Here is a 12750-nt window from a genome sequence, read left to right as displayed (position 1 = left end):
ATACTAACACGGGCTATTTTCCTCGCTTGATAGGTTGTCCAGCCATCATTCTTGCGCCTTATGGTCTCCATAAGCTTCCCTCTGGTGAGTTTCATGCTCCAATGTAACTCACCGTAGGGAAATAGTTTCGGGATAAGACAGTTAGAACAACTACACCTATTAAATCACAAACCGAAACCACCAGAAGACCATATTGATCACAATCCGGATACCATCCAGCACTGTTGTCCCTTTGTACTTGTCAGAATACACGGTTTTGATTGGGATCTGTGAATACTTCAGGCGCTGCCTGCCTGCCTTTGCAATCATCTCAGATTCCATGCTGTAATCGCTTGAGCTCCAGCGTATCTTTGCATACGCCTCTTTGGTGAAGGCGCGATAACCACACTGCGTATCTGGCAGGCTTACATGGTACAGCAGGTTAGCGCAGAGGCTGATTGCCATGTTCCCAAAGCGGAGCACAAGAGGCATTGCATGATTGAATTGGCGGATTCCGAAGACGATTGAGTTTCCCTCCTGCAGGCCAGCCAGAAAATGAGGAATCTCTTCTGGATCGTGCTGACCATCGGCATCAAGAGCGATAAGGATATCTGCGCCGCGAGAGACCGCAAAATCACATCCGGTCTTAAGCGCTGCTCCCTTTCCCAGATTTACAATGTGCGCCAGCACCACAACATTGGCTGCTCGGCAAACTGCGCTTGTTTCATCCCTGCTTCCATCATCAACAACGATAATGTCTTTGCAGAATTTTTTAGTCCTGGCGATAACATCTCCAAGATGCTTTGCTTCATTGTATGCTGGTATGATGACAAAAGGGCGCATGGGATTGAGGGTGGTTTTTGCTTATTTATTAATTTCTTCTTCTGTAGGGCTTCCCTGAAAATCTCTTCGAGGTTGCGGTGGCTTGCAAGCGAGCAATGCGAGCTTGCTCGCTAGCCACCGGCTCGGCTGCGCATATGATGGTGGTGACCGACATTCCCCGTAGGGGGCAACTCCCTTGTCGGTTTTCCGTCTTTAAGGTTAAGAGCCTCACGAATTAACGGCAACTACATTTTCAGGGAAGCCCCTCTGTAGATTGGTTGCTCATCGTTTTATTACTGGTAATCGTATCATTAACTGACATGATACTATCATCGAGCGCCTGAGATGATTGATTCCGGGCAGACTCATTTGGTCCGCTTGGTGCAGGAGAAACCGCAACTGTTTCATTTTTTCCAGTTGAATCCTGTGCTGCTGAGACAGTAAGATTGATGGTATTCTTTTCTCCTCCTTCCCAATCCACCTTCCAAATGAGGATCCTATTGTCATTAAGCGTCCTCTCCTCAGTAAACTTCTTGAAATGCCTGAGGCCAACACCTTCCATAAAGAAGAGCCGCTGAAAGACAGAGCCGACATGCTCAGGAGAAGAAAGGATCATCATATATCCTGTCTTGGTTGGAAACACTGTGAATCCGACATTCGGGTTTCCTGATTCGAAAACAACCATCTCTTCTTCGGTCTCTGACATGATTAGGAGGTTCCTGGGATACTCATTGCCTCTCGGACTTGCGAATGCGGCATCCTTCCTGTCAAGGGAAACCTTTGCGGTAAGACCAGAAAAGACGCATTGCAGCTCTCTGGCATCGCCTGCACAGGGGCGCACAGCATTGGCGTCATATGCGGGCGGTGGCGCAATCCAGCTGTTGGCATCTCCTTCACTCAACGACTGAAGTTCATTATAGGTCTGATCAGCTTTCCTATCAGTATAATTATAGCGCTCTTTAAGATAAGAGATAGCATTTTTCCGATTCAACAAATCTGGAGATGTCCTGAAGGATTGATAGATTTGCGCTTTTTCGAAGTCCCACAGGCCGAAATGCCACCACACATTGGCCTTCGAGACAAGGTCATTTGAAGTGACGATGAATGCCTCTGGTGGAGCGCAATGGGTTTTGTCAAGGACTGCATCTGCCTCTTGCTGTGAGAATCCGTTAGAAAGCAAGATTTTTTGCGCTGCTGTTCGGTCTGATTGGGCAATCACCTTCTCAACCAAGCGAGCTGCCTTCGGGGTATCATTAACAACATGATTCAATTCATCAAAACCGCCTACTCCGGAGTTATAACCTGAACAGTCAAGCATACGGAGGATGCCTATTGAAAGGTTTTCATCCTTTGTGATAAACATCTTCCCGACCCAGTGAGCCTGCGGGCTGCTCTGGGATGCTCCATCAAAGGTCACGGCGCGGTCTGCAATAGCCTTATACAAATGCCCGAAATCCCACCATGAAGTAATGATTGCATTTGGCTGTGATTGCTCTTTTATTTTGGTCAGTGCTGCAAACCATGCATCATCGAATAGGGGAAAAACTGATCTGGCTGCGCTGACTGCGTTTGTTGCTGGAATCGCCAGCAGCAACAGCAGAACACCTGCTATGCATAGCCGTGAGACTTCTGAAGTGATGCGGAGGCTTTGGGCAAACCTGTCAGAAAACCAGTAATAGATGCGGCCAGCCAGTATACCTGCCCCTAAACTCACTGCTGGAGCCAGCAGCAAGATGAACCGGATTCCCTGGATTGTGGCATACATTGAAACTGCAAACCATATCAAGAGGATCATTCCCATCAGGAGATTCGGGTTTGCGCTCCTCTCAACAAGACTTATCACAATGAAGGGAACTGCAAAGAGCAGTAAGAAGAGGGAGATACTTGAAGGAGGAAAAGATATCAAGAGCAGGAGCCAGAACAGGCAGGCTAGGAGCCAGTACTTCTTCGCCTTTAAGGAATGGGGCGAGAGCCACAGGGAAAATATTCCAAGAACTGCTGCAAAAAACAACAGCCGCATCCCGGCGCCAGCCTCTGTAATTGCCTGTTGTGTGGTGATGGAACGCTGTTCGGTGATTGTTGAATACACATTGGGCCAGAGATCTGCTGCCTTGATGGTTTTTAAGCTGGCGAACGCCGCCGGCTGTGTCGCGAAATTAACAAATTTTTCAGAGCTAATCAGCCATAGACCTGTAAGAGTTGCAAGGAGGATAAAGACAGCAAAGGAGTATGCAAAGCCCCAAGCAAAACGGGACTTGCTAGAGTTCATGATTGCAGAATAAGCCAAAAATGCGATGCCTCCAATAAGCAGCATATCAAAGATGTACCACCATCCAATCCAGGTAAATGCATAGAGCCCGACTAAAACACCTGCCACTGCTCCCAGGCAGATGCGCCACCAGATGTTGGTTGCATACCCGGCTTCCAAAAATGCCCATACAATGAGAAGCGGAAAGAGGAGATTATACGGATCTGTATCAGCAGCTCCAGCGACAGTCCTATCCAGTATTACTGGATGGATTGCCAAAAGGAGGGCTGAAAAAAAACCGCCGAGAGGCCCAGTGACCCGATGAACGATAAAGAACGCAGGCACGATGGTAAGAAGCGATACGATAAGAGGAAGGTAAAACAAAACGCTTTTGACGCTTATGCCAGGGTTAAGCAAGCGGAGCAGACGTGTGGTGTACGCTGCTATGTAAGGGTGCAATGATACATCTGAATAGGCTCCTGCAGGGGCATACATGTGGTTGTCCCACGGACGCAAGGTTGCGCGATACGGGCCTGTACCCAGACGGAGTTCGTCTCCAGGGTAGCCGTTCCTCAGGATTCTTTCTGCTGCTAAGAGCCAAAAATAGTCGTCAATAAGCCTGAGGTACGTTTGACCGTTCTCATCCTGAAGCTTTTCCCGAAATAGTCTTGCCTGGACCTCTCTCTGCTGCTTGAGCTCATTGCCATGCTCTTGTGAGATTGCCTGAAACTGGAGTTCAACTTGCTGCAGCTTCTGGGTCTCCGGAAGGTTCGGAAACTGCTGGCTGACCTGCCCGTAGATCCACTGCTTGACCTGTGCTTCGATGGCCTGTTCAGCCCAGCCATCAGCAGCATGCAAATACACTGGCTGGATCCTCAGAAAGAAGGAAGCGGAGATCACAATCAATATGCAGAGCAGAGGCACTGCCCATTTCTTGTTGCCTTTCCACCATCCCAGAGCCTTCTTGAAATCAAAAATCTCAGAATCCGTGATAACGGATTTCTCCTGTTTTTTAGCTGAATGTTGTGAGGGTGGGCTTTTTTTCCATTGAAATAACTTTTTAACATCCTCGAAATGGAATAAGGCTTCGTCGTCCTTTTGTTCCTCTTTTCCTCTGAATATCTTTTTAATTTTTGAAAAATCGAAAGAAAGGTCGGAATCTTCCTTTTGGGAGCTGTCTGGCGTTGAGGTTTCTGTTGGTGCTTTTTCGCTTTTATTGAACCGTCTCTTCAGCCAAGAAAAGTCAAGCTCGATCTCGTCTTCAGATTGAACTTCTGAATGAGCGCCACTTGACCTTGTAGGTCTGCCTTCAGATGCATCCTTTATTGTGTCCTTCTGCAAAGTACTGTCCTCTTTTTTCTTCCGCTTGAAGAGTTTCTTCAGAGCGCTAAAATCAATAGAGATATCTTCTTCATCAGGGCGTTCGTCTTCTGCCACAGCCAGTGAGGGGCGGGCTCTGTTTTTTAAGCTTATGGAAAAAAGGGGCTCAGTAGAAAGTCTGCGTTGCCGCCTTTTTTGCGAGGCTCAACCAGTCGAGGCATCAGCAGCGGAGGGGGTTGTCCCATACGGGGTGGTGCCGCTCTTTGCTGAAAAGATGAAGAGCCGAGCTGGCGGCAACCGGCGGCTTGTGAGCGGGTGATAAGGGGCTTACTCGCAAGCCACGCCGAGACTTTCTACTGAGCCACTGAGCCGAAAAAAGCCAATATTAAGCCCTTTTTTAGTTGTTGAAGCATGTAGAAACATTATTAAAAAGAGATGGATTCATAGAGATTCATGGATAAAATGCAGGAAATCAAAGACAGGCCAGAACAAAGGATCATCCAGACGGAGGGGCTGATTTCCCTTGCAGACCGCTTGAGAAAAGAGGGCAAGAGGATTGTCACGACAAATGGAAGTTTTGACCTCCTGCATGCCGGCCATCTTCAGCTGCTGAAGGAAGCAAAGGAGCAGGGAGATGTGTTGATTGTTGGGCTGAACTCTGATGCTTCTGTGAAGCAATACAAGTCGAAGGATAGGCCAATCATACCTCAGGAGTACCGGGCGGAGATGCTTGCTGCCATCCGGTATGTTGATTATGTTGTGATCATGGATGAGCCAGAGATTGCGGTTCCTCTTGTGACCATGGTGAAGCCCGATGTGCATGTGAATGGAAGCGAGTATGGGGAGAACTGCATCGAGGCCGGGGCTGTTAAGAAGAACGGGGGGAGGCTGCATATTGTGAAGTTGAAAGAAGGATTGTCTACAACGGAGATTATTGCGAAGATCTGTAAAGTATATGGCGGACATGGCGGTCGAACATCAAAATGAGCAGAGCGGTATTTCTTGATAGGGATGGAACGATAAACAAGGATTTTGGATATGTGAGTAAGATTCAAGATCTGGAGTTTGAGAGAAATGCTGTTGAAGGGATTCGGATGTTTCAGGACTTGGGATACCGCCTTATTATCATCACCAACCAGTCAGGCATTGCTCGGGGCGTCCATACCGAGGAGCAGACTCAGAGGTTTAATGATGAGTTAGTCCGGAGGCTGGGGGCAGAGGACATCAAGATTGATGGGGTGTATTATTGCCCGCATTTTCCTGGAGGCAAGGTAACAGAATATGCTATTGAATGCGGCTGCAGAAAGCCAAAGATAGGGATGATCAGCAAGGCTCTGGAACAGTACCCCGATATTGAGCTAGAGAAGAGTGTCATGATTGGAGACAAGGTGCAGGATGTCGAGACTGGGAAGTCTGCTGGGTGCATCACTATTCTCGTAAACACAGGAAAAGGGGGCGGAGACGGGCAGGCCAAGCCTGATTATGTTGCTGCTGATTTGAAGGATGCTGCAGAGTGGGTCGCGTCTTTGCGATGAATATTTAAAACAAGACTTGCTCTCTCAGAAAAATTGGATTCCGTGCAATATATGGTGTCTTATATGATGTCTGATGGTTGCGTCGCAGTTCTGCAACGATAATAGAGGGGATATAGAAGGATTCAGTAGTAGCTGAGATTTCAACTGATGTTTGATTAAAGGCGTAACCTTTTTCTACAGCCCACCCCTTCTCATTTCAGTAAGGTTGCAAAGAAGAGGACCAAAACCAACGTACGCCTTTTGGACACTATCCGTATAGTGTTAAGGGTTTGAGTCAACCTGACGAGTAGGTATGATCCGTCTTCTTGGACTAGGTTCTAGATGCTTTGGACTGTAATCTCCTCCACCACCCTCCGGGCGGAGGTTTAGACCCTAGGTCGCTGCGTTCGCCTTAAAAACAGGCATTTTTATATCAGAATAGGGCATAGATGAATGGGGAGAGTGTGCTACTTTGTCCAAATATGATAAGCGCGCCTACTAATGATAACATAATGATTATAGGGGCAAGCCACCATGCTTTCCTTACCTTTAAGAATTCCCATGTTTCTCCTATGAGTGATTTGTTATTCCTCATTTTTGTATATCTCTCTTAGTTTGTTTAATAGTACTGTGCTAAAGACCTCTGCGCCGTTCTTATTGAAATGCGGGTCGTACTCATTGTATATTTGTAAATTATTATCATCTATATTAACCTTACTAAATTTTTCAAGCAGGTCCACAAAGATCATCTCTTTTGCCCGGCCATGTTCTCTCAGCAGTCGCGATGGCTTCTCGAAATCAAAATCTGCCTCATTAAGATTATTTCTGGAGATGTACTCCTCCCTGAACGTTGGGTTTACTTGTATCCTAGAAGGGATGTATACTAGGACAAATGTGCAATTTTCTTGTTTACATAGATTATCCATCTCTTGGATGTTTTGGAGTGTTTTTTCCCATGCCTTATTGAGTTCGTCTGACGTGTGGTTTTCTAAGATAGGGTACATTATTTTTGCACCATTAGACAACCCTAATCTCACTAAAAAGTTCCGAAATTTATAAAGAGCGTTCCTTACTGGTTCGATTCCTATGGAAAAGGAGTTTTTATAAGATTTATAGAAAAGATACGTTCTTGAATGAGTATACAAAAACTTTTTAAGTCGGCTGATATCCTTTCTTATTAAACACCCATTCCCAACTGTTAATGAAGAATATTCGCGATCGTCTAGGACATCATTATTATAAAAGCTGAAGATGACTATATCCGGATCATACCCCTTAATGTTCATTTTTAAGAACTCGAATGACTGTGCTGCCCCATACCCAGAAGTTCCTGCATTAATAACCTCCACCTTTTTTTTGAGTATCGTATAGAGTTTTTCTTTTAATTTTTCCTGAAATGTGTCCTCTTTGTTTAGACCAATACCGAAAGTGAATGAATCGCCTATTGTCAGGATTCTTTGCTGGCCTTTTGCCTTGTTGAATTTCTTTTGGGTATACTCTCTGATTCCGTCGTTGTTTGTTGTATACAGTGCTTCATATTCTTTTGTTCTAAACGTGATGTTCAAGTTCGGTTTAGTCTTAAATGAAAGCGCGTCATCTTTTTCATAAAGGATGCAGGAATAGGGCATTTGCATGGTGAGCCTTAAGAACAATTCAAGAAGGATTAAACAAGCCAGTGTGCTCGATAAGAATAGGAGGAAGTTTAATCGGTTTTTTCTTAGCGGATTATACGGGTTAATCTTTGACGTATTTTTCACTGTCCAAGGCGTCCTTCAGATTATTTTTCCTTTTCACTAAAAATTTTCCTATGACAAGATCCTTTATTTTCTGGATTCTGAGTTTAATTGGGTAAATCAGGTCGATTTAAAAAGCTTCTTTTCGTTCAATTTTCCTTATAAAATCTATATATTTCTTTATGCCTATTTCGATAGAGTATTTTGGATCATAGCCTAACAGACTCCTTGCCTTCGAGATGCCCAATGCTCCACGCTCCGGGCTCGAGAAGTCTGCCGGCCTTTCCTCTGTCCTTGCTTCAGGAACGTGCTTTTTCACAATTTCTGCGTATTCCCTGATGCTCCTGCCTTGGCCTGCAGTGATATTGAATGTCTGGTTTGCTGCCTTTTCCGATTTCATGGCGAGTATGAACCCTTCAGCGACATCTTCAACATAAGAAAAGTCGAGTTTAGATGCGCCGCCGCCATGGAGTATCAGAGGCCTTCCTTCGAGTGCTGCGTCAACAAAAAGCTGGGATACCCGGTTATTTGCGTCTGTTGGCCCATAGACTGCAGAGGGGCGTATAATCGTGTGATCAAATCCGAGCTGTTTTGAGAATACTCTTGTGAGAAGCTCTCCGCATTTTTTTGTCGCTCCATAGACTCCCGTGGGGGCTTTCGGGTGACTTTCATCGGCAGGAGTGTATTGGAAATCCCCATAGACCATGCTTGAAGATGCATAGATGAATCGTCTTACAAAAGGAGATTCACGCATCGCCTCAAGGACATTTACGGTTCCCTGCAGATTGATGGTCATTGCGTCTTCAGAGAGCTTGTCAGATACGGGAGCTATGGGAAGGGCTGCCAGATGGACAACGATGTTCGGCTTATGTTCTTTCAACGAGCGTACAAGAAGGCCGTTGTTTCTGATATCGCCACGGATAATGGTTGCCTGATTTCCCAGATCCTTAAGACGAAAATCAAGGTATTTTGCATATTTGCTCTTGCGCGGGTCTGCAAAGTTCTGGAACGCATCATAGATAACGATGCTGTCTCCTCTCTTGAGGAGCTGCTTCACAATGTGATATCCTATAAATCCCGCCCCTCCTGTCAAAAAGATTTTGTCCATTAAAAAGAGGGATTAGTGGGGATATTTAAAGGTTGAGGAGGATGGGCTCGATTGCAAGTTAACTCACAATTAGAAAGATTTAAGGGGGCTTCAGCCCCCATCTAATGGATAGATGGGGGTGGTGGAGACCCCACAATGCGAAAGAGAACATATGATGTAGACCTTAATAAAGTTGTTGCTAAGACATTCAAGTTCCTAAGAAACCACGACGTGCCAAAGCACTGGAGCAAGACCAAGAACGAAAGATATGATGTGCACTTGATACTTGTTCTCTATGTCCTGTTTTGCATGGCAGACAAGAGCTACAAGCGATTTAGGAGGCTTGTGGAGTCTTGCCCTCCGCTAAGTCTCAGGCTTAAAACCTTTCCTGATTCTTCGACGCTGTGGCGTGCATGGCGACGCATTCCGCCACGCTTTTACCGCAAGCTTGTCCAGCTAAGCGGCAAAGGCGGCAGAGACAAGTGCATAGCACTTGACCCTACCCATTTCCAGATCAGCAGGCCCAGCGTAGCATACTGTAAGCGCACAAAGAGGGTGCTGGAAAGGGAGCCGAATAGGAAGGTCACTATAGCAACAGGAACTCGAAGCTTAAGGATTATAGACGCTGTTATCTATGCTTATCCTAGGAGGAATGGCTTAGATGACCTTGATAAGTTGCTTGGGTCATGGGTAAAAGGGAAGAGCATAGTAGCAGATACTGAATTTGATGCTCAGGAGCGCTTCCATGACAAAGTGCTTGAACTTGGAGGGAAAGGCGTTGCTCCTTTGAGGCATAAGGAGGTTCTTGTGCATAGGACAAAAGGGTCGCGACGCAAGCAATTGCGTCGGAAATGGCCTGGGAGAAGCTACCATAGAAGGTCACTGACTGAAACTGCGAATAGCATGCTCAAACGAGGCATGGGAGAAACCTTACGGGGGAAGTCCGTCGGCATGCAGGCAAGGCACTTCTATATGAAGTGCTTTACGCATAATATGTTGGCGAGGGGTTAAGATGGAACTTGCAATCGAGCCTCAGAACCACCATATTTATAAAGATTGTAGTGATTTTACAAGCTATGGCTGTGTCAGTTCTATCGATGATTAGTGAATCCTTGTCAGGATTCTTTACCGAGATTATCATTGCCTTTCTCATCCTCGTTGTAGGATTCACTCTTGGCAGGCTTCTTGGCAGGCTTATCGAGCGCGGCCTGAATGAGATCGAGATAAATTTTCTTGCGAAGCAGGTAACGGGATTGGGAGTTCCGATTGAGCAGGCGATCGGAGGCATTGTGATGTATGGAACGTATGTCATCACGATTCTCCTTGTTTTTGACAAGCTGGGGATAGGAGCGTGGGCATTCACTTTCATTGGCGGAGCGGTTGTTTTCCTTCTCATTGTTTCAACCCTGACGGCATTGAAGGATGTTCTGCCCAACCTGCTGGCATGGAGTATCCTGAGCAGGCAGGGCATCAAAGAGAATTCCAGGATTGCTGCGCAGGGGATTGAGGGGAAGATTGTCCACTTCGGCCTTGTGCAGACGCGTGTTGAGACAAGGAAAGGGGATTGCTACATCGTCCCAAACCGGCTGTTGAGAGGGCAGATTATTCAGAAATTGTAGATTGCGCGAAAGAGTATACGCCGATTGCGCAAAGATTACAGGGCAGTCAATTTCTCAAGAGAACTCACGACATTCCACAGCTGCGTTCGTATGTACGACTGCATGTTTGAGTCATCTGCGAGGTCTTCAAGCTCATTCAGCGCTTTGTTGATCTTGATAGAGGATTCCTCACCGCTTTCCAGGATTGTGACAGTTCCCTGCACTCTCAGGCGTATGTTCTTTGGAACAGCCGCATCATCCTGCAATGTTTTCAGGATTTCGATAATCTCAATAAACTGGTTCATGGTTCCTTTTTCATAGCACCGAGCACTTCGGCTTGGAGCTCCTTGGCCCGCTTTCTAAGAGTTTCCTCCTGCTTTTCGATTGATTTGATGCGAAGGTCTGCTATTTTCTTTTTTTCGGCAATATCATCAGTAAGGGAGGTTTTCTTCTTGAGGACCATGATATTTCCGATGAGCTTGTAGGCTTCATCAACAGACTCAAGCTCTTTTTGGGCTGCGTCCAGCTCAATGCGCTGCGATTCAAAGCTCTGCTTCTGGGCAAGAAAGTTCTGCAGGCTCTGCTCGAACTGCTGCAGTTGCTCTATTTTCTGCTGTGTTGATTTATCGGCCATGTTACCGCGCCTTTACCTGTGTAGGCTTGGATCTCGGCTTAAAAAGCATCTTTGAGCCGCAATACTGGCATCTGATCCGCTTTCCAAGGCTTTCAAAGCCTATGCGCTTATTGCAGGTAAAGCATTTATAGGATGTCATTTAGGCTCCGATGTTTTTCCTGAAGCTATGACTGTCTTAATAGAGTCATAAGCACGGGCAGTGAAGACTGACTTGCATTTACGGCAGCTCCAAATGCCAACTGCTTTGCGCCTGACTGCAGGAGCCTTGCAATAGGGGCAGACGTGCTTTCGCCTGAGAATTACTTCAATTTTTTCGACGTTTTTTCTGACCTTGATTCCGTAGCGGGCTCCAAAGCGTCGTGTCGTGTTAGCCATTGTTCAACTGGGGCTGCCCGGACTTTCACCCACAGGCTTTGAACCGGGATCGTCTGGTCCCAAACCAGAAAGGATTGACCAAGTTACCCCACAGCCCCGATATGGATTCACAAGAATAGGAGGCGGTTTATAAAGGTTTCTATGCTTGGTTTTTTGCGTTTTTAGGAAGGTTGATTAGGGTAAAGGAGTATAATGGAGTCTTAAAAAGAAAAGAATTTTGTAATCATGCGGCAAGCAGTGAAAGAAGATAGGGCATCGCTTGGTCTGGGATTACGGGCTCTTTATGTTTATCGCCCGAGTAGGGATTAATAGAGAATAATCTTGTCCTGTTCTTTTTTGGCTTGCCGACGATAATATTATCCACCCCCTGATGAATGAACGCCTGAGATAAATAATGCTCAAATTTATGGGAGATAAGTTCTGGGTGCATATCAACATAGCATTCAAGGTTTTTCTCTCCATTCGTGACTGTAATGATTTTGTGGGGAACTTTTCCTTTGATGCTTTCGATATGCGAGATCGCCACTAAATCTATCCTATAGCGGTCTGGGAACGCGCCAGCGAGTACTCTGTCAACTACCATTCCTACAGCTTTAACAATATACCCCGTACGCGGCCTTTTAGGCTTCGCGGCGTTGAAATCAAGAGCATAATAATCAGTTAATGAAACCAGGCCTTCGTGATGGGATGCACTCAAATTCTTCATTTCAAGCAGCATGTCACGTGGAGTTGTGAGTAACTCGGCATCGGGCCAGCCTACATATTGCATTGCTTTAAGGTTGTTCTCCAACTCTTCTCTATGCATATTCTCCAAAAGGGTATATATCATTTTTTCGAGACGGTACATACATAGAAAGAATACTGATTTATTTAGTGACCTCCTCCCCGCACTAAAGTGCGGGGCTTCCTGACGTGAACGACGGCAGGCGCATCTGGTGTATGTCTGCCTGATTTCTTACATAGCTGTCGACGACATCAACCGTGTTGTAGCCGACGCTGCCAGCATAAGCTCCTGGGCTGAAGAAATGCCCCTGCGGATAGCGCAGCCGGAATTTCGGCTGCCGCCGAAATAATTGATAGCTCAGATTTCCTTTAAGCAACTGAAGCACTTTGCTTTGGCTCATTGACATTGGAGCTTCAACGCTTGCGTGGATGTGCTCAGGCATAACAAACAGTTCGCGGAAGAGGATATTATGCCTTTGCGCGGTCTCGCGCAAAATTTCTTCAGCTAGATTTTTATACTCTTCCTGCTTAAACATCTTGTAGCGGTACTTTGTGCACCATTCCAGATGATGCACGTTCACGTCGACTTTGTGGGCATAATGTTTCATTTCAAGGGTTGCCATTTTGCTCGCGCTCCGGCGAAGAAAGCTCACGCTAACTTGAGATGTTAGTGCGTGGCGCAAAAATTCGTTCGCCACGCATTTTTTTATTTTTGTA

Annotated in this window: 15 protein-coding genes and 1 tRNA gene; 4 read left to right on the top strand and 12 right to left on the bottom strand. The window is 46.1% G+C overall.

Annotation, left to right across the window (positions count from 1 at the left end):
* Positions 1-159 precede the first annotated feature (159 nt).
* Positions 160-822 carry a glycosyltransferase family 2 protein gene (locus tag VJB08_04505; protein HLD43219.1) on the bottom strand — a complete coding sequence of 221 codons (663 nt, stop codon included), beginning with the start codon at positions 820-822 and terminating at the stop codon, positions 160-162.
* Positions 823-1054: 232 nt separating this feature from the next.
* A complete protein-coding gene (locus tag VJB08_04500; GenBank protein ID HLD43218.1) occupies positions 1055-4486 on the bottom strand; it encodes an STT3 domain-containing protein in 3432 nt (1143 codons plus the stop codon).
* A gap of 336 nt (positions 4487-4822) precedes the next feature.
* Between VJB08_04500 and VJB08_04495 the strand changes: the two genes are divergently transcribed.
* Together VJB08_04495 and VJB08_04490 are read left to right on the top strand one after the other, a co-directional pair.
* Positions 4823-5356: an adenylyltransferase/cytidyltransferase family protein gene (locus VJB08_04495; protein HLD43217.1), complete on the top strand. Its 534-nt coding sequence runs from the start codon at positions 4823-4825 to the stop codon at positions 5354-5356.
* On the top strand, positions 5353-5904 hold the full coding sequence (locus VJB08_04490) for an HAD family hydrolase (GenBank protein ID HLD43216.1): 552 nt from the start codon (positions 5353-5355) through the stop codon (positions 5902-5904). Before VJB08_04495 ends, VJB08_04490 begins: the two co-directional genes overlap by 4 nt.
* Positions 5905-6316: 412 nt before the next feature.
* Here the strand turns inward: VJB08_04490 and VJB08_04485 are convergent, their stop codons facing one another.
* The 3 genes from VJB08_04485 to VJB08_04475 form a co-directional block, all read right to left on the bottom strand.
* Positions 6317-6478, bottom strand: a complete 162-nt coding sequence (locus VJB08_04485) for a DUF5989 family protein (GenBank protein HLD43215.1) — start codon at positions 6476-6478, stop codon at positions 6317-6319.
* Positions 6468-7511 (bottom strand): SGNH/GDSL hydrolase family protein, encoded by a 1044-nt coding sequence (locus VJB08_04480; GenBank protein ID HLD43214.1) that lies wholly within the window; start codon positions 7509-7511, stop codon positions 6468-6470. Before VJB08_04480 ends, VJB08_04485 begins: the two co-directional genes overlap by 11 nt.
* A 235-nt stretch (positions 7512-7746) precedes the next feature.
* On the bottom strand, positions 7747-8724 hold the full coding sequence (locus tag VJB08_04475) for an NAD-dependent epimerase/dehydratase family protein (protein HLD43213.1): 978 nt from the start codon (positions 8722-8724) through the stop codon (positions 7747-7749).
* Between the two features lie 135 nt (positions 8725-8859).
* On the opposite strand from VJB08_04475, the gene VJB08_04470 reads away from it, so the two are divergent.
* Together VJB08_04470 and VJB08_04465 are read left to right on the top strand one after the other, a co-directional pair.
* Positions 8860-9714 (top strand): hypothetical protein, encoded by an 855-nt coding sequence (locus VJB08_04470; GenBank protein ID HLD43212.1) that lies wholly within the window; start codon positions 8860-8862, stop codon positions 9712-9714.
* A gap of 65 nt (positions 9715-9779) precedes the next feature.
* Positions 9780-10322 (top strand): mechanosensitive ion channel family protein, encoded by a 543-nt coding sequence (locus VJB08_04465; GenBank protein ID HLD43211.1) that lies wholly within the window; start codon positions 9780-9782, stop codon positions 10320-10322.
* Between the two features lie 35 nt (positions 10323-10357).
* On the opposite strand, the gene VJB08_04460 is transcribed toward VJB08_04465, so the two are convergent.
* The 7 genes from VJB08_04460 to tnpA form a co-directional block, all read right to left on the bottom strand.
* Positions 10358-10606, bottom strand: a complete 249-nt coding sequence (locus tag VJB08_04460; protein HLD43210.1) for a UPF0147 family protein — start codon at positions 10604-10606, stop codon at positions 10358-10360.
* Positions 10603-10935, bottom strand: a complete 333-nt coding sequence (locus VJB08_04455) for a prefoldin subunit (GenBank protein HLD43209.1) — start codon at positions 10933-10935, stop codon at positions 10603-10605. The genes VJB08_04460 and VJB08_04455 overlap by 4 nt, the downstream gene beginning before the upstream one ends.
* A 1-nt stretch (position 10936) precedes the next feature.
* Positions 10937-11074 (bottom strand): DNA-directed RNA polymerase subunit P, encoded by a 138-nt coding sequence (locus VJB08_04450; GenBank protein HLD43208.1) that lies wholly within the window; start codon positions 11072-11074, stop codon positions 10937-10939.
* The gene (gene rpl37ae, locus VJB08_04445; protein HLD43207.1) at positions 11071-11310 is read right to left on the bottom strand and encodes a 50S ribosomal protein L37ae; all 240 of its coding nucleotides are present in this window, start codon (positions 11308-11310) and stop codon (positions 11071-11073) included. Before rpl37ae ends, VJB08_04450 begins: the two co-directional genes overlap by 4 nt.
* An 8-nt stretch (positions 11311-11318) precedes the next feature.
* Positions 11319-11408: transfer RNA gene (locus VJB08_04440), tRNA-Pro, on the bottom strand.
* 125 nt (positions 11409-11533) lie between these two features.
* A complete protein-coding gene (locus tag VJB08_04435; GenBank protein HLD43206.1) occupies positions 11534-12139 on the bottom strand; it encodes a hypothetical protein in 606 nt (201 codons plus the stop codon).
* Positions 12140-12200: 61 nt separating this feature from the next.
* Positions 12201-12656 carry an IS200/IS605 family transposase gene (gene tnpA / locus VJB08_04430; GenBank protein HLD43205.1) on the bottom strand — a complete coding sequence of 152 codons (456 nt, stop codon included), beginning with the start codon at positions 12654-12656 and terminating at the stop codon, positions 12201-12203.
* Positions 12657-12750: the final 94 nt, after the last annotated feature.

This window comes from Candidatus Nanoarchaeia archaeon (genome assembly GCA_035290625.1).
In the GTDB taxonomy this organism is placed as follows: domain Archaea; phylum Nanobdellota; class Nanobdellia; order Woesearchaeales; family DATDTY01; genus DATDTY01.
This window is presented reverse-complemented; position numbering and strand designations above follow the sequence as displayed.

Bases quoted from the DNA above. Each gene is read 5' to 3' on its own strand.
- VJB08_04505 (HLD43219.1), bottom strand. From the start codon at position 822: ATGCGCCCTTTTGTCATCATACCAGCATACAATGAAGCAAAGCATCTT.
- VJB08_04495 (HLD43217.1), top strand. From the start codon at position 4,823: ATGGATAAAATGCAGGAAATCAAAGACAGGCCAGAACAAAGGATCATC.
- VJB08_04490 (HLD43216.1), top strand. From the start codon at position 5,353: ATGAGCAGAGCGGTATTTCTTGATAGGGATGGAACGATAAACAAGGAT.
- VJB08_04485 (HLD43215.1), bottom strand. From the start codon at position 6,478: ATGAGGAATAACAAATCACTCATAGGAGAAACATGGGAATTCTTAAAG.
- VJB08_04480 (HLD43214.1), bottom strand. From the start codon at position 7,511: ATGCCCTATTCCTGCATCCTTTATGAAAAAGATGACGCGCTTTCATTT.
- VJB08_04475 (HLD43213.1), bottom strand. From the start codon at position 8,724: ATGGACAAAATCTTTTTGACAGGAGGGGCGGGATTTATAGGATATCAC.
- VJB08_04470 (HLD43212.1), top strand. From the start codon at position 8,860: ATGCGAAAGAGAACATATGATGTAGACCTTAATAAAGTTGTTGCTAAG.
- VJB08_04465 (HLD43211.1), top strand. From the start codon at position 9,780: ATGGCTGTGTCAGTTCTATCGATGATTAGTGAATCCTTGTCAGGATTC.
- VJB08_04460 (HLD43210.1), bottom strand. From the start codon at position 10,606: ATGAACCAGTTTATTGAGATTATCGAAATCCTGAAAACATTGCAGGAT.
- VJB08_04455 (HLD43209.1), bottom strand. From the start codon at position 10,935: ATGGCCGATAAATCAACACAGCAGAAAATAGAGCAACTGCAGCAGTTC.
- VJB08_04450 (HLD43208.1), bottom strand. From the start codon at position 11,074: ATGACATCCTATAAATGCTTTACCTGCAATAAGCGCATAGGCTTTGAA.
- rpl37ae (HLD43207.1), bottom strand. From the start codon at position 11,310: ATGGCTAACACGACACGACGCTTTGGAGCCCGCTACGGAATCAAGGTC.
- VJB08_04435 (HLD43206.1), bottom strand. From the start codon at position 12,139: ATGATATATACCCTTTTGGAGAATATGCATAGAGAAGAGTTGGAGAAC.
- tnpA (HLD43205.1), bottom strand. From the start codon at position 12,656: ATGGCAACCCTTGAAATGAAACATTATGCCCACAAAGTCGACGTGAAC.